We start from the raw sequence: 16841 nt of genomic DNA on the forward strand, positions 1-16841 counted from the left end.
GTAGAAAAAAATATAGGTGTTAATGAAAATCTGAAAAAAGCTATACTGGCGATACAACACTTATTTGCAATGTTTGGAGCGACAGTTTTAGTACCTATCTTAACGGGATTTGATCCATCGGTAGCTTTAGTATCAGCAGGACTTGGAACTTTAATATTCCACTTAGTCACAAAGGGAATGGTTCCTGTATTCTTAGGATCAAGTTTTGCATTCATACCTGTAATAATCACAGTTAAAGAACTATATAATGGAGATTTAGCTTATGCACAAGGTGGAATAATAGTAGCTGGAATGATATATATACTTATGTCTTTAATAGTTAAAACAGTTGGGATTGAAAAAGTAAAAAAATATTTCCCGGCACAAGTTACAGGACCTATGATTGTTGTAATAGGGCTTAATCTTATACCGGTTGCATTTGGAATGGCATCAGGAAACTTTATAGTAGCAATAGCAACTTTATCTACTGCACTTTTAATAACATTATTCGCAAAAGGATTTATAAAGCAACTTTCTATTCTAATAGCTGTAGCAACAGGATATATACTATCACTTAGCTTAGGACTGATAGATACAAATATTATAAAAGAAGCTTCTTGGGTTATGGTTCCAAACTTCACATTACCTAAGTTTGATATAGGAGCAATAGCAATAATAGCACCAGTAGTACTAGCAGTTTTCATGGAGCATATAGGAGATGTAACAACTAATGGAGCAGTTGTAGGAAAGGACTTCATAAAAAATCCAGGACTTAACAGAACATTAATAGGGGATGGACTTGCAACAATAGTTGGAGGATTCATAGGAGGACCTGCTAATACAACGTATGGAGAAAATACAGGAGTACTTGCAATAACTAAAAACTACGATCCATCTATACTTAGAATAACAGCTGTGTTTGCCATAACACTTGGATGTATAAGCAAAGTTGGAATAGTTTTAAGAACAATACCAACACCAGTTATGGGCGGAATAAGTTTAATGTTGTTCTCTATGATAGCTATAATAGGAGTTAAGACAGTAAAAAATAGCGATATAGAATTTAAAGCATCTAATTTAATAACAATGGGATCTATACTAATCATAGGATTTGGAACAAACTATCTTCAAGGTAAAGGAATATCAATAGGAATACCAGTAACTGAAACTGTTAAAATAACAGGACTTAGCCTTGCAGCTATAGTAGGGATAGTTTTAAATAGAGTACTTAATAGAAATTCGATATAAAAAGATTGATAAAATTAAAAGAGCTACCTATATTTTGTAGGTAGTTCTTTTTTATGTTGATTATCAAAAAATATATAATTTTTTAAGCAACTTTTTTTACATCTGAATCAGAGGTTTTGATTTTAAAAGCTAGAACGCCAGCTTTATCAGATAGATAACCTAAAATAGAACCACATAATAGCCCTATAGCTGCCATTTTAAAGTCTCCATTTAAACCAAATGTTATGAAACAACCTATAAAAGTACAAGGTACACAAGAAAACATTTTGAATCTAGATTGATAAATTAATATAACTGTTACAAATCCACATGTAAGTAAGTTTGTGATCATAGGGATATCTATTAGCGAACTTATATAAATTGTAAGACTTGCCCAGAATACGCCACTTAAATTGCATGTATAAGATTTGATCATCTTTTTAATGGAATCGGTTTCATCTGCCACACAAAAACTAGTCCAACCAGCAAAACCAACCCACACAAATATTCCACCTAAAGCACTTATATTAGACCAAGCAAAGGCCAAAATTGCTGAAAATAAAGAAGCTAACAATAATTCACTCACAATAATCATCCTTTCTCTAATAAATATATTAGGAAAATATATTATAACAGTAAAGTATGAATAATGTAAAGAAAATTTTGAATTAAGGAATTATATTTTAAAGTGGAAAGCTAGAAATTTAATATTTCATCAATAAGATTTTAAGATTAAATTAATAAGACCTGTATGTATGAAAACACTCAGGACTTATTGACAGATTATCTTATATTTATAGTAACAACTATAGAGTGTATTCTACAGGAGGATTTCCAGAAAAGTCACAGATAACTGCTTGTGAATCTTCTAGATAGAAAATTTCAAATGTTGGATTTTCTGGTGTTTGGTATATTGATTTTACAAGGTTACTGCTTTCAAGTACAGCCTTTTTAATTTCTACATCAGTAGAGAATACAGCTTTTCCGCTTAATCTAATCCATGCAAATGTTGGGCTTGAAGTTGTAATTTCAATATATGGACACTCTTTAAGTTGTGCAAAAACATCTTTTTGATTGCTAGTACAGAAATATAGCTTTTCATCTTTCTCAAGCATAAATTGGAAAGGGCGCACCTTAGGCTTATTATCTAATCCAATTGTTGCAAAATATTGTACTGGGTTTTCACTTAAAAAATTTACTACTTCCTTCATATTTAACATCTCCTTATAAAAGTAATATATTATTTTATACATTTTGAAGTACTTAAAGGTGCTAATGAAATTTTTATTTAACTGTTTTGGGTTAATTTATAGTGGCCGCGTGTATATAATAAATGCTATAGTATATTAGTGCAAGTAAGCACTTGAAAGTACTATAGGTACCTAGAGGTAACTAATAGGAGGGGATTTTGTGAAGAAAGAATTACCACTTTGTCCAGTTGAAATAACTCTTACACTTATAGGAGATAAGTGGAAGGTGCTGATATTAAGAGACCTTATAAATGGAACTAAGCGTTTTGGAGAATTAAAAAAATCTATAGGCTCAATTAGTCAAAAAGTTCTTACTCAACAATTACGTTCTATGGAAGAAGATGGGCTCATTGAGAGAAAAGTCTATGCCGAAGTGCCACCAAAGGTTGAATACTCTCTAACTGAAATAGGAAGTAGTCTTAAACCAATACTTGATTCTATGTGGGAATGGGGAGAAAATTATAAAGAGCAGATGAATGCAAGAAAACAAAAAACAATTTATGAAAAATCAATATAAAATATCATTACTTTAAACAACACCCTTATATTTTACCTAGTGAATGGTGATATTTGGGTGTTATTTGATTATCAATATATTCCTACTAATATTAAAAGGTTTCGTTATGATTGTTTTTGGTCTAATAATAACATTATGGAATTGAGGAAAAGATTATATAATAAGTGTAGTCTCTTAGTGCATAGAGGTAATCTTGTTAGACTATGCTGTTCTGTTATTGCTGAAAGTATTACTACATTATTATTTTGGATATATAAAATTATACATTTAAAAAATCAATTAAAATTATTATTAGGAGGAATACTCTATGTTTAAGCGCATCGACCATATAGCATTTATTGTTGAGGATAGAACTAAATCTATAAATTTTTATGAAGAGCATTTTGGCTTTAAAAAATATTATGAACATGATGTGCCTATAGAAACAGTAGAAAAAATAGTTTATCTTAAACTAGGAGATACGACTTTAGAGCTGATACACATACCGAATGGCTCGATAAATAAAGGATTTCATTTCTGTCTTGAGAGTGATAATTTTGACGAGGATTATATCCGTTTAATAGATGCTGGTATTCCTGTTGATACTAAGCCTCACCCTGTTGGAGCAAGAGAGATAAGAGAAAAAGGATGGCGTAGAGTAGTGTTTATCGGTCCTGATGAAGAATTGATAGAATTTAGAGGATAAAAACTTACAGCATAAGACAACCTAAATTTAAATAACATTTTAGCTTTACTATAAAGAAGATTATTAGGTGTTGTTGATGGTTGTGTTCAAATTAAATTTTACAGTGGATTACTGCAATACTAAGGAGATAATATGAACAAGGTAGAAAAGATTGAATTTAAAAATAACAAAAAAAATAAAGGTTTTGAAATTATATCCTTAAAAAGTTTTTTTGAATCTGCTAATACCTCTTTCATAAGAAAGTATTTTCGTACTAATTTTTACACTTTGATTTTTGTTACTGAAGGTAAGTGTATTCATGAAGTTGATTTTTTAGAATACACCATTAAAGCAGGCGAAATATTAATTATTTCAAAGGATCGTATTCATAGATATAATGAGTTTAATAATGTACAGGGGTATTTAATCATGTTTACAGAGGGTTTTTTATGTGAATTTTTAAGTAATAATACTTCTGAAGTCAAAGATTTGTTTAAGCAAAGCTACATGAACCCATATATTAATTTTATGGATTTATATACTTCAACGTTAATAAAACTTTTAGATGTAATACATGATATGTACACAAATGAATATGGTATTATAGATTACAATGTAATCGCTTCAGCTTTTAGAACCTTCGCACTATTAATATTAAACAATATCTTAGGAGAAGATACATCAAAACAGAGCAAAAATGAAATTTTTGTAAAGTTTACTGAATTAGTTGAAGAACATATTAATAAAGAGAAAACTGTAGAAGGCTATGCTAATATGATGCATGTTTCCAAAAAGACAGTTAATTTAATGACACGAAAAGCGATTGATATGTCAGCAAAGCAATATATTATTCAACAACTTATTTTAAAAATAAAACTTAAGCTCTCCTTTGAACAAAAGAGTATAAGTGAAATTGCCAATGAAGTCGGTTTTACAGAATCATCTAATCTGACAAGATTTTTTAAAAAATATACAGGCGTTAATCCTAGAGAATTTAGAAGTATGAATAGGGAAGGCAGTAATAACGTGATAAGGAGTGAAAGTATGGATTTAAATGCTATAAAGGAAGCTATTGAAACAAAGGTATATCACATCGATTCTGATACAAAAGTTCCTCTCCATGAACATGCAACTCAAGATGAAGTATTTTATTGTATAAAAGGTTCAGGATTTGGAGTATTAGCAGATAAGGAAGTTGAGTTACAGGTAGGGGATGTATTTATTGCTCCCGCGGGAACAATGCATTCTCTTAGAAGTGATGGAAATCTTTATGTAACAGCTTCTCTTATACCTGTAAATAGAATTATTTGTCATTGTAAACAAGTTAGTTATGGTGATATTAGGAAAGCAATGGTTGGTGGTGCTCGTACTATAGAGGAAATAGAAGAAATTACAGGAGCAGGAACGGGTTGCGGCAATTGTATTGAAGATATAAAAAAAATATTATCATTAGCCTGTGGATGCAATAATATTTCTATTGAAGCTGTAGTTGATGCAGTTAAAGGTGGAGCAGATACAGTTGAAAAAATTGGAGAATTAACAGGAGCGGGTACTAATTGTGGAAAGTGTAAAGCTTTAATACAAAATATAATTGATACAAACAAGTAATTTAATAACATATTTCCAGTCATATTATGTATATATATAAAGATAGCACTGACTAAAATCAATGCTATCTTTTATTAATTTAGATATGTTTATTCTTCAGAATTTACTTCAACATTATTTTGTATCTTAACTATTTCTTCTTCAAGAGGAGTTACATACATAGTACTATTAGTCTCATAAATAACCATTCCCGGCTTTGCGCCACTAGGCTTTTTAACATTTTTCTTCAATGTATAATCAACAGGAACCTTAGAAGACATCTTTCCTTTGCTGTAATAAGCAGCAAGCATTGCGCCTTCAAATATAGTAGACTCAGGAATTTCGCTTCCTTCAGATCTTATTATAACATGAGATCCAGGTATATCCTTTGTATGAAGCCACATATCAATGTTTGTAGCCATTTTTAATGTTAAATAGTCGTTTTGCTTATTGTTTTTACCAACGAATATTTTAAATCCATCTGAAGATAAGAACTCGTAAGGGGCAGTCTTTAAAATATTTTTTTCTTTATTTTTCTTAGATTTATCTTTAGCTTTTCCTTTAACATAACCCACTTTAATAAGTTCTTCTTTTATTTCATCTAGCTCATCTATACTTTCGCAATTTGTTATACTTAGCATTATATTTTCAAGATAATTTAGTTCTTCTTCAGTTATTTTAAGTTGCTCAGTTATCTCCACTAAAGCGGTTTTAAGCTTATTGTATTTTTTAAAATATTTTTGAGCGTTCTCAGAAGGCGTCAATCTTTTATCTAGTTTTATAGTTACATTCTTACTATTGGGATCATAAAAATTTGCGACTTCAACTTCATCCATGCCTTTTTGTATCATATATATATAAGCGGTTATAAGTTCACCATTTATCTTATATTTATCGGCACTTTTAGATTCTAATAATTCTTCTTTTTGTTTTTTAGATTTTTTATATAGTCTATCTAATTTATTGGATATACTTTTTCTAAGACTTTGAGATTTTTGATGTATTCTCTCCTTAACATCTTTTTCTAAATAATAAGTTTGAAGTATATAGTTTATACTATCATTTTCTATAAAAGAGTAATGATTAAACATAGTAAGCTTTATACAACTAAAGTCGATAATCTTGTTTAATCTCTTATCTATAGCTATACAAGGGAAGAAGATATTGTTTTTTATTTGGCTAAATAATCTATTGAATATTTCGTATAATGATTTGAAGTCCTTTCTATCTATATGATTTATATTAATATCTATATCCAAATTTGCTCTAGTACAAATTTCTTTTGCTATAACAGGGCTGATACCCTCAAATGAAGAATATATTGATTTATATAATTCGGATTTAGAAGAATTCAAAAGTGTATCTATGAATGTTTTTTCATCTATATTATCCACTGGATTTAACTTGTTTTGAGATGGTGGATTTATGTATTTTTGACCAGGAAGAACCTGTCTATATCGGCTGACACTAAGAGGTATTCTTTTAATAGAATCGAGTATTTTATTTTCTTCATTATCTACAAGTATTATATTACTATGTCTTCCCATTATCTCTATTATTAAATCTTTTGATTTTCTTATTTTAAGCTCATCTAAAGATTCTATAGTTATCTTTATTATTCTCTCAAAACCAGGTTGCTCTATTTTTACTATCCTTCCATTTTGTATGTGCTTTCTTAAAAGCATACAGAATAGAGGAGCTTTTATAGGGTTTTTTTTGTTATAAGAGTTTGTAGTGTAAACTCTTGGGTTTGAGCTGTTGGCGCTCATCAATAATTTATAGTTAGTACCATTGTTTCTTATATTAAAAAGAAGCTCATCTTCTTCTGGTTGATATATCTTATCTATTTTACCATCTACTAATTGAGATGAAAGTTCTTTAACTAATGAGTTTATAACTAATCCATCTAATGCCATTATTAAACCTTCCCTTCTTAATGTGTTTAAACATTTATTCTTATATAGTATATCTCATAAAATTATACAAATACAAGTTAATAGTTGTGTGATCAAAGCTAAATATTACAAAATCGTAACATTTGAGCGGGAATTTGTTTATTTTAATAAAAATTAATATATAATAAACTTTTAAGGGGGTAAATTGGATGATTAAATTTTGGAAGCTACATGGAGCTGGAAATGATTTTATAGCAATAGATGGAGAAACATATCTTATAGATGATTATTCTAAATTTGCAAAACACGTTTGTCACAGACATTTTGGAATAGGAGCAGATGGGATTTTAGTTTACAAAAAAACAGATGATGCTGATGCTCAAATGGTTTATTATAATTCAGATGGTTCAATAGCTAAGATGTGTGGAAATGGAATAAGATGCTTTGCAAAATTTATATATGACAATAAACTTATAGACAAAACAGAGTTTAAAGTAAAAACCCTGGATGGGATAAAAAATATTAGCATAGATGTTAAAAATGATGAAATAGAAAATATTAAGGTAGATATGGGAAAAGCGACTTTTGATCCAAAAGCTGTACCTGTAACTACTGACAAGGACATTTTTATAAATGAAAAAGTAGATATAAATGGTATGAGTATAAATATATCATCGATATTAATAGGAGTACCGCATAGTGTTGTATTTGTAGATAAAATGGATAAGGAATTTATATTAAATTATGGTCCGCAAATCGAAGAGCTAGATATATTTCCTCAGAAAACTAATGTAAACTTTGTTCAAATAATAGACGAATATAATATAAAGGTATTTACTTGGGAAAGAGGCTGCGGATATACACTAGCATGTGGAACAGGAATATGCTCATCTGTTGTAATATCTAAATACTTAGGACTGGTATCAGATAAAGTAAATGTAGAATCAGAAGGTGGAAAGCTTTTTATAGAACTTGTAGATGATACAGTATATATGAATGGACCGGCTGTTAAAATATGCGAAGGATTATTGGAGGGTAAATAAATGGCAATTAGTATGACTGGGTTTGGTAGAGGTGAGAATAGTAATGAAAAATTTAATTTCATTATAGAAGCGAAAAGTGTAAATCACAAGTATACCGATATAAGTGTTAAAATTCCAAGAAAAATATCCTTCTTAGAAGAGGATATAAGAAAGCTTGCAAAAAATTACATCAAAAGAGGTAGAGTAGATATATTCGTAAGATATGAGATAATAGGAGAATCTGATATGAATTTAAAACTCGATTCAAATCTTGCATCTCAGTATTATAATGAACTTATGAAGATAAAAAAAGAGTTTGATGTAAAAGATGATATATCTGTTATGAGCATAGCTAAGTTTCCGGAAGTAATAAAAATAGAAGAAAAAGAAGATGATGAAAAAGCTATATGGAATTGCTTAAAGCAAGCAGTTGAAAGTGCTCTTATAAATTTAAGAGATATGAGAGAGGTAGAAGGACAAAGACTTGCACAGGACATTAAATTAAGATGCAATCTTTTAGAAAAACATATTGATGAAATAGAGAAAAATTCATATAATGTAGTTTCTGAATATAAGGATAAGCTTGAAAATAGAATAAAAGAACTACTTAAGGATTCTATTGAAATAGATGAGTCTAGACTATCACAGGAAGTTGCTATATATGCTGACAAAAGCAGTATAACAGAAGAACTTGTTAGATTTAAAAGTCATATAAAGCAAATTGAAAAAAACATAGACTTAAATGAATTGATAGGTAGAAAAATAGATTTCCTAATTCAAGAAATGAATAGAGAAGTAAATACAATAGGTTCTAAATCTTCAGATTTAAAAATAACTGAGCTTGTAGTTGAAATAAAAAGCGAATTAGAAAAAATCAGGGAGCAAATTCAAAACATAGAATAGGAGAAATACAAATGGGAATAAAACTTATAAATATAGGATTTGGAAATATAGTTTCAGCAAATAGGATAGTAGCTATAGTTAGCCCTGAATCTGCCCCTATAAAAAGAATGATCCAAGAGTCAAGAGAAAAACAAATGCTTATAGATGCAACATATGGTAGAAGAACTAGGGCTGTGGTTATAACGGATAGCCAGCACATAATTCTTTCTGCTGTTCAACCAGAAACAGTGGCACATAGACTTGAATTAAAAGAAGAGTATTATCATAATCACGAAGAATAGGAAGGAAGATACAAATGAATAGAGAAGGACTTTTAATAGTAGTTTCAGGTCCATCAGGAGCTGGAAAAGGAACTATATGCAAAGAACTTTTGAGTAGAAATAAAGATATACATCTTTCTGTTTCTGCTACAACTAGACAGCCAAGAAAAGGTGAAGTAGATGGAATAAATTATCATTTCATATCTAAAGAAAAATTTGAAAATATGATAGAAAATGATGAATTTCTAGAGTATGCTAAGGTATACGATAATTTCTATGGAACACCAAAACAAACAGTTCTTGATACTTTAAATAAAGGTCAAAATGTTTTACTTGAAATAGACATTCAAGGAGCTATGAGTGTAAAGGATAGATATCCAAATGGAGTATTCGTATTCATACTTCCTCCATCGCTGGATGAATTGAAAAATAGAATAGTAAGAAGAGGTACAGAAACTGAAGCGGATATTAAGAAAAGATTTGGAAGTGCTATGTTTGAAATAGAGAAGATTGAAAACTATCACTATTTCATAATGAATAAAGATGTTGATCAGTCAACTGGTGAACTTGAAAACATAATTAATGCAGAAAAGAACAGAGTATGTAGATACAAAAATAATATAATAAAGAAATTTAAGGAGGAATTATAATATGTTATACCCATCAATAAACGATCTTTTAAAGAAAATAGACAATAGATACAATCTAGTAATAGCTGTATCTAAGAGAGCAAGGCACTTAATAGAAGGTGATGAAGAATTAGTAAAAACAAAAGAAATAAAGCCTGTTGATATAGCTACTCAAGAAGTATATGAAGATAAAATAAACTATAGACCTATGACTGCTGAAGAAATAGAAAATGAAGGAAAAGAAGAACCTGTAGAAGTAGAAAACAAAGAGGAGTAAAAAAATGTTAAGCTCAAAGAATATAGTTATTGGAGTATCAGGTGGAATAGCTGCATATAAAGCGTGTGATATTGTAAGTAGATTAAAAAAATTAAATGCAAATATTAAAGTTATAATGACAAAATCAGCTGCAGAATTTGTAACACCATTAACATTTCAATCATTAAGTCAAAATTTTGTGGTTGTAGATATGTTTGATGAATTAAAAACTTGGGATGTTGAGCATATATCGTTGGCGCAGTGGGCAGATTTATTTTTAATAGCTCCTGCAACTGCCAATATAATAGGCAAGGTATCTAATGGAATAGCAGATGATATGCTGTCTACTACTGTTATGGCTACAAAAGCTGAAGTTTTGATAGCTCCTGCTATGAATACAAATATGTATGAAAATAGAATAGTTCAACATAATATATCAAAACTTAGAGAACTTGGATATAAATTTGTTGAGCCTGAATCAGGAAGATTGGCTTGTGGAGATATAGGTAAAGGAAAGCTAGCTTCACCTGAGAGTATAGTTGAACAAGTATGCAATCTTTTGACACTAAAACAAGATTTAACAGATAAAAATATATTAATAACAGCTGGACCGACTATAGAGAACATAGATCCTGTAAGATATATAACTAATAGATCTAGTGGAAAAATGGGTTATTCAATAGCTCAAATGGCTATAGAAAGAGGAGCCAATGTTACACTAATATCTGGAAAGACAAACCTTGGTATACCTAAGGGAGTTTCTAAATTTATACATATAGAATCAGCTAAACAAATGTATGAGGCTGTTGTAGATAATTTAGATAAAAATGATATTATAATAAAATCAGCTGCAGTTGCTGATTATAAGCCTAAAAATATATCTGATAAAAAAATTAAAAAATCTGATGATGATTTAATTCTAGAATTAGGTAGAAATAAAGATATATTAAAAGAAATAGGAAAAATAAAAAAAGATAAAATATTAGTGGGATTTGCAGCAGAGACCAATGATTTAATTCAAAATGCTAAGAAAAAAATAGAAAAGAAAAATCTAGATTTTATAGTGGCAAATGATTTGACTCAAGAAGGTGCAGGCTTTGGTGTTGATACTAATATAGTTAAAATAATAGATAAAAATGGAAATATACAAGAATATCCTAAAATGAAGAAGTACGAAATATCTAATATTATATTAGATAAAGTAAAGATGTTATCAAAATAGTTATCTTATAAAAGTCCTATATTATTTAAAATAATATTGGACTTTTATATTATAAAGTAGGTGTAGTTCATGGAAAAATATGCAAAAATTATAGTCAATAACAATTCTACTCATACGGATGAACTTTATACTTATAAGGTTCCTGAATTTTTAATTGATGAAATACAAATAGGACATAGGGTTTTAATAAGCTTTGGAAGAACTAACAAGCCTATAGAGGGATTTGTATTTGATATATCACCTTATAAAGATGGGGATTTTAGAGTAAAAGAAATTATAGATATACTGGATAAAGCCCCTATATTAAAGCAAAGAGATATAGAACTTGTAAAGTGGATGAGAGAAGAATATATATGCACATTTATGGATGCTATAAACTGTATATATCCTAAAGGCATTAGGATTACTAATTACAAGGTTGTAAAATTAATATCATGTGAATGTGACAATATCAGCTCAAAAGAACAGGTTTTAATAGATGAAATAAAGAATAATAAGAATGAAATAAAAATAGACAAGCTCGTAGTTAAATTTGGAAAGAGTGTCAATAATACTATAAAGAGGTTAAAAGATAAAAAAGTATTAGATATACACTGGGAATATAAGAGCATAAAAAATGAAAAATATATTCAGAACATAAGTTTAAATGTTGAATCAAATATAGATGATTTGATAGAATCATTAAATAAAAAAAGGGCATTTAAGCAAGCTCAAATTATAGAATTTTTAAAGTATAATACTAATGCAGAAGTAAATGATGTTATGAACATATTAAATGTTACTAAAAGTTCAATAGATTCATTGAAAAAAAAAGGATATATAAATATACAAAAACTAGATTATTATAGAAAACCTAAATCAGACTATACAATAAAAGAAAAAAATATAGATTTAAATGATGAACAAAAAAATGCTTTAAAAATACTAGGGTATTCTATTGATGATTACAATAAAATACCGTTTTTACTTCACGGAGTAACGGGTAGTGGTAAGACTGAAGTTTATATAAATATAATAAAAGAAGCTTTGATTAAAGGTTTAGACAGTATAGTTTTAGTTCCTGAAATTTCTTTAACACCTCAGACTATAGCAAGATTTAAGAATAGTTTTGGTGATATAATAGCTGTTTTTCATAGTAAACTTTCTAGTGGTGAAAAATACGATGAATATAGGAGAGTTAAAGAAGGAAAAGCCAAAATCGTAATAGGTGCAAGATCGGCTTTGTTTGCTCCATGTAATAACTTAGGTGTTATAATAATAGATGAGTTTCATGAAAACTCGTATAAATCAGATTCAAATCCTAAATACTCTGCTATAGAGGTTGCTAAGTTCATATCTAAAATAGAAAATGCAACATTGATATTTGGATCAGCAACACCACCAGTAGAAGAATATTATAAAGCAGAAATAGGCGAATATGAATTGATACAGCTTAAAAAAAGGGCAAATAATAAAGAAATGCCTAAAATAGAAGTAGTGGATATGAGAGATGAGCTTGATAAAGGAAATAAAACTATATTTAGTGCAAGGTTATATGAAGAGATAAAAAACAATCTTGAAAATAATAATCAAACCATATTATTCTTGAATAGAAGAGGATATGCAAGTTTTATATCTTGTAGAAAATGTGGATATACATTTAAATGTTCAAACTGTGAAATATCACTGACTTATCACAAGGGTATTAATATTGCGAAATGCCATTATTGTGGGTTTGAAGAAAGTAAATTGAGTCAATGCCCAAGCTGTGGTAGTAGTTATATAAAAGAGTTTGGTATAGGTACTCAAAAGATAGAAGAAGAAATAAAAAGTCATTTTAAAGATGCTAGAGTTTTAAGAATGGATAAAGATACGACATCCAAAAAAGGTGCTCATGAGAGGATATTAAATGAGTTTAAAAATAGAAATGCGGATATATTAATAGGAACACAGATGATAGGTAAGGGTCTTGATTTTGAACATGTAACATTAGTTGGAATTTTATGTGGAGATATGACTCTTAAAATTCCTGACTTTAGAAGTTCTGAAAAAGCATTTCAAACTATAAGTCAAGTTGCAGGTCGTTCAGGAAGAGCAGATTTGAGTGGTAAGGTTATACTTCAAGCTTATGATATAGATCATTATGCAATAAAATACGCTGTAGAGCATGATTTTGAAGGTTTTTATAATGATGAAATAAGAATAAGGCAGGCTTTTAATTACGTACCATTTGACAATATGATAAGTGTAGTTATATATGGTAAAAACGAAAAGAAAGTTATAAATAATATTCAAAAGCTTTATGACTCTATTGTTTACCTTCTTAGAAAAAAAGGACATAATTCATTTGACTTTATATTAGGACCAAATCCGTGTATCATATCCAAGATAAATCAAAATTACAGATGGCAAATACTTGCTAAGGATTTAGATGTTGAAATAAAACTGTTAAAGAGTATAATAAAGTATATATGTGTACAAAAAAGGGAATTTATATTTGATAATGATATAAATATAAGTATAGATATAAATCCATTTAATATATTATAGGGAGGAATTCAAATGGCACTTAGAAATATAAGAGAAGACGGAGACGAGGTTTTAAGAAAAAAATCGAGAGAAGTTGATAAAATAGATTCTAAGATAATAACATTACTTGATGACATGGCAGAGACTATGAAGCACGCAGATGGTGTGGGTCTTGCTGCTCCTCAAGTTGGAATATTAAAGAGAGTTGTAGTTATAGATATAGGAGAAGGAGTAATAGAACTTATAAACCCTGAAATAATAGAGGCATCTGGAAAACAGTCTGATGATGAAGGCTGCTTAAGTGTTCCAGGTAAGTTTGGAAAAGTAACTAGACCTGATAATGTAAAGGTTAGAGCTTTTAATAGAGATGGAGAGCAATTTATAATAGAAGGTAAAGGATTATTAGCTAGAGCACTTTGCCATGAAATAGATCATTTAGAAGGTATTTTATTTACTGATAAGGTAGAAGGTAAACTTCAAGGATAATTAAAGAGGTGAGATAGATGAGAGCAGTATTTATGGGAACACCAGATTTTGCAGTACCATCACTTAAAGCGTTAATAGAAGAAGGGTTTGATGTTGTTGGAGTAGTAACTCAACCAGATAAACCTAAAGGAAGAGGAAAGAAAATGAGCATGCCTGCTGTTAAAGAGGAGGCACTAAAGCATGGAATACAAGTGTATCAACCTAAAAAAGTTAAGTCTGAAGAATTTGTATCAATATTAAAAGATATGAATCCTGATGTTATAATAGTTGTTGCATTTGGACAAATACTTTCAAAAGAAATACTTGATATACCTAAGTATGGATGTATAAATGTTCATGGATCTTTACTACCAGAGTACAGAGGTGCAGCTCCTATAAACTGGGTTGTTATAAATGGAGAAAAAACTACAGGTATTACAACTATGTATATGGATGAAGGTCTTGATACAGGAGATATGGTATTAAAAGCAAAGCTTGACATAGGTGATGATGAGACTGCAGGTGAGCTTTATAATAGAATGTGTGCACTTGGAGGAGAAGTATTAAGAGATACTTTAAAATTATTAAAGGATAATAATCTTAAAAGAGAAAAGCAAGATGATTCAAAATCTAGCTATGCTCCTATAATGGATAAAAGTCTTGGAAATATAAAATGGGATGATAAATGTGAGAACATATTCAATCTTATAAGAGGTACTAATCCATGGCCAAGTTCATTTACAAAGTACAATGGTGATACTATGAAAATATGGTCATCAAAGGTACTTAAATCAACTTCAGATAAACCTGCTGGTAGCATAATAGATGTGACAGAAGATGGAATTGAAGTATCAACAGGCACTACTAATTTGCTTATAAAAGAGATTCAAATGCCTGGTAAAAAAAGAATGCAAGTTAAAGATTATATAAGAGGAAATCAAATAGATAAGACATTAGTACTGGGTGAATAATATGAACAATGAAAGAAAATTCATATATTTAATGAGTGTAATAGCCTTATTCTTTGCACTTGTATATAAACTAGTCAACTTTGTGATTTATAGCGAGGATATGAAGTTTGTAAATATAAGTATTACACTATTAAATATACTAATTATGATAATGATAATTATAATAATACTATCATCAATGGTATCTTATCTTGTTTTGAAAGATAAAAAAATAAGTAAGAGTATAATGAAAATTAATTTGATTATAGTCAACTTAATGTATCCTCTTATAATTGTTACTACTAAAATATTTGGTATACCTAAAAATGATATTAGAAAGGTGTATGTAATTTTAAATAATAAATATATATACGCTAATAAATACCGCTTTAAAGCACAGGATATAATGCTTATAACACCTCACTGCTTACAAAAAAACTTTTGTAAACATAAGGTTACAAATGATATAGAAAATTGTAGACAGTGTGGACAGTGTAATGTTGAGGATTTAGTTAAACTAAAGCAAAAATACAATGTGAAGGCCTTTGTTGCAACTGGAGGAACTCTAGCTAGAAAGATAATAATAGAGAACAAACCAAAAGCTGTAATAGCTATTGCGTGTGAGAGAGACTTAACTAGTGGTATACAGGATGTATCTAAGTTTCACGTAATAGGTATACTAAACAAAAGACCAAATGGACCTTGTTTTAATACAGAAATAGATATTGAAGATATAGAAGATGCCATTAAATTTTTCTTAGGAGGTAATTAGTAATGTATCCTTATTATTATGGGTTTGACCCAACTATGATATTATTAATTCCAGCTATGTTACTTGCAGCGTATGCTCAAACTAAGGTTCAAACAACTTTTAATAAATATTTAAGAGTGTACAGCCAAAAAGGATATACAGGAGCTCAAGTAGCTAGACATATACTAGATAAAAATGGACTTAGAAATGTAGATATAGAATTGACTCACGGAAGACTTAGTGATCACTATGATCCTAGAAGTAAGGTCTTAAGACTTTCAAATGATGTATACCATGGAACTTCTATAGCATCTGTGTCAGTAGCTGCCCATGAGGTTGGTCATGCTATCCAACACGGAGAAGCGTATTTCCCACTTACATTCAGAAACAATTTAGTTCCTATAGTGAATATAAGTTCATCTATGTCTTGGATATTCATAATGTTAGGTTTTTTAGTTACGCCATCATTATTAAAGATAGGTATACTCTTATTTTCTGGTGCTGTATTATTTCAAGTTGTAACACTTCCTGTTGAATTTAATGCATCATCAAGAGCTATAGACCAGCTAGCTAGCAATAGTTTAATAACAACTGAAGAAAGAAAATACAGTAAGAAGGTACTAGATGCGGCGGCACTTACTTATATAGCAGCGGCAGCGAGTGCGATACTTCAATTAGTTAGATTGGTAATTTTAAGTAATAGTAGAGATGATTAAAAACAAATCCCATATTATTTTTTTAAATAAAAATAATATG

The 16841-nt window shown here is 29.4% G+C and carries 18 protein-coding genes; 15 read left to right on the forward strand and 3 right to left on the reverse strand.

Annotated features, from left to right (window positions below; genetic code table 11):
• The first annotated feature begins 30 nt into the window (after positions 1–30).
• Positions 31–1227 carry a uracil-xanthine permease family protein gene (locus M2214_RS05030; protein WP_248484767.1) on the forward strand — a complete coding sequence of 399 codons (1197 nt, stop codon included), beginning with the start codon at positions 31–33 and terminating at the stop codon, positions 1225–1227.
• A gap of 82 nt (positions 1228–1309) precedes the next feature.
• On the opposite strand, the gene M2214_RS05035 is transcribed toward M2214_RS05030, so the two are convergent.
• Together M2214_RS05035 and M2214_RS05040 are read right to left on the reverse strand one after the other, a co-directional pair.
• Complete coding sequence (locus M2214_RS05035) at positions 1310–1792, reverse strand: DUF1097 domain-containing protein (protein ID WP_248483434.1); 483 nt, start codon at positions 1790–1792, stop codon at positions 1310–1312.
• Positions 1793–2012: 220 nt separating this feature from the next.
• On the reverse strand, positions 2013–2417 hold the full coding sequence (locus M2214_RS05040) for a pyridoxamine 5'-phosphate oxidase family protein (protein WP_248483436.1): 405 nt from the start codon (positions 2415–2417) through the stop codon (positions 2013–2015).
• Positions 2418–2616: 199 nt separating this feature from the next.
• Here M2214_RS05040 and M2214_RS05045 point away from each other — a divergent pair, with 199 nt between their 5' ends.
• The 3 genes from M2214_RS05045 (at position 2617) to M2214_RS05055 (ending at position 5245) form a co-directional block, all read left to right on the forward strand.
• Complete coding sequence (locus tag M2214_RS05045; protein WP_248483438.1) at positions 2617–2973, forward strand: winged helix-turn-helix transcriptional regulator; 357 nt, start codon at positions 2617–2619, stop codon at positions 2971–2973.
• 307 nt (positions 2974–3280) lie between these two features.
• Positions 3281–3658 carry a VOC family protein gene (locus M2214_RS05050; RefSeq protein ID WP_248483440.1) on the forward strand — a complete coding sequence of 126 codons (378 nt, stop codon included), beginning with the start codon at positions 3281–3283 and terminating at the stop codon, positions 3656–3658.
• 132 nt (positions 3659–3790) lie between these two features.
• Positions 3791–5245: a (2Fe-2S)-binding protein gene (locus M2214_RS05055; protein ID WP_326521606.1), complete on the forward strand. Its 1455-nt coding sequence runs from the start codon at positions 3791–3793 to the stop codon at positions 5243–5245.
• Positions 5246–5334: 89 nt separating this feature from the next.
• Here the strand turns inward: M2214_RS05055 and M2214_RS05065 are convergent, their stop codons facing one another.
• Complete coding sequence (locus M2214_RS05065; protein ID WP_248483442.1) at positions 5335–7140, reverse strand: Rqc2 family fibronectin-binding protein; 1806 nt, start codon at positions 7138–7140, stop codon at positions 5335–5337.
• Positions 7141–7331: 191 nt separating this feature from the next.
• Between M2214_RS05065 and dapF the strand changes: the two genes are divergently transcribed.
• The 11 genes from dapF to M2214_RS05120 all read left to right on the forward strand — a co-directional run bounded on the left by dapF (position 7332) and on the right by M2214_RS05120 (position 16801).
• Positions 7332–8162 carry a diaminopimelate epimerase gene (dapF, locus tag M2214_RS05070; protein WP_248484770.1) on the forward strand — a complete coding sequence of 277 codons (831 nt, stop codon included), beginning with the start codon at positions 7332–7334 and terminating at the stop codon, positions 8160–8162.
• Positions 8163–9044: a YicC/YloC family endoribonuclease gene (locus M2214_RS05075; RefSeq protein WP_248483444.1), complete on the forward strand. Its 882-nt coding sequence runs from the start codon at positions 8163–8165 to the stop codon at positions 9042–9044.
• An 11-nt stretch (positions 9045–9055) separates the two neighbouring features.
• Positions 9056–9325 carry an extracellular matrix/biofilm regulator RemA gene (gene remA / locus M2214_RS05080; RefSeq protein WP_248483446.1) on the forward strand — a complete coding sequence of 90 codons (270 nt, stop codon included), beginning with the start codon at positions 9056–9058 and terminating at the stop codon, positions 9323–9325.
• A 14-nt stretch (positions 9326–9339) separates the two neighbouring features.
• Complete coding sequence (gene gmk, locus M2214_RS05085; RefSeq protein WP_248483447.1) at positions 9340–9954, forward strand: guanylate kinase; 615 nt, start codon at positions 9340–9342, stop codon at positions 9952–9954.
• Position 9955: 1 nt separating this feature from the next.
• Positions 9956–10210 (forward strand): DNA-directed RNA polymerase subunit omega, encoded by a 255-nt coding sequence (rpoZ, locus tag M2214_RS05090; protein ID WP_248483449.1) that lies wholly within the window; start codon positions 9956–9958, stop codon positions 10208–10210.
• Positions 10211–10214: 4 nt separating this feature from the next.
• Complete coding sequence (coaBC, locus tag M2214_RS05095; RefSeq protein ID WP_248483451.1) at positions 10215–11411, forward strand: bifunctional phosphopantothenoylcysteine decarboxylase/phosphopantothenate--cysteine ligase CoaBC; 1197 nt, start codon at positions 10215–10217, stop codon at positions 11409–11411.
• A 69-nt stretch (positions 11412–11480) separates the two neighbouring features.
• A complete protein-coding gene (gene priA, locus M2214_RS05100) occupies positions 11481–13940 on the forward strand; it encodes a primosomal protein N' (RefSeq protein ID WP_248483453.1) in 2460 nt (819 codons plus the stop codon).
• Positions 13941–13952: 12 nt separating this feature from the next.
• Positions 13953–14405 carry a peptide deformylase gene (gene def / locus M2214_RS05105; RefSeq protein ID WP_248483455.1) on the forward strand — a complete coding sequence of 151 codons (453 nt, stop codon included), beginning with the start codon at positions 13953–13955 and terminating at the stop codon, positions 14403–14405.
• A gap of 17 nt (positions 14406–14422) precedes the next feature.
• Entirely contained in the window at positions 14423–15355 is a 933-nt protein-coding gene (fmt, locus tag M2214_RS05110; protein WP_248483457.1) for a methionyl-tRNA formyltransferase, read from the forward strand.
• Position 15356: 1 nt separating this feature from the next.
• Positions 15357–16106: a DUF116 domain-containing protein gene (locus M2214_RS05115; RefSeq protein WP_248483459.1), complete on the forward strand. Its 750-nt coding sequence runs from the start codon at positions 15357–15359 to the stop codon at positions 16104–16106.
• A 2-nt stretch (positions 16107–16108) separates the two neighbouring features.
• Entirely contained in the window at positions 16109–16801 is a 693-nt protein-coding gene (locus M2214_RS05120) for a zinc metallopeptidase (RefSeq protein WP_248483461.1), read from the forward strand.
• Positions 16802–16841 lie beyond the last annotated feature (40 nt).

The organism is Tepidibacter aestuarii, from assembly GCF_934924865.1.
Lineage (GTDB): Bacteria > Bacillota > Clostridia > Peptostreptococcales > Peptostreptococcaceae > Tepidibacter_A > Tepidibacter_A aestuarii.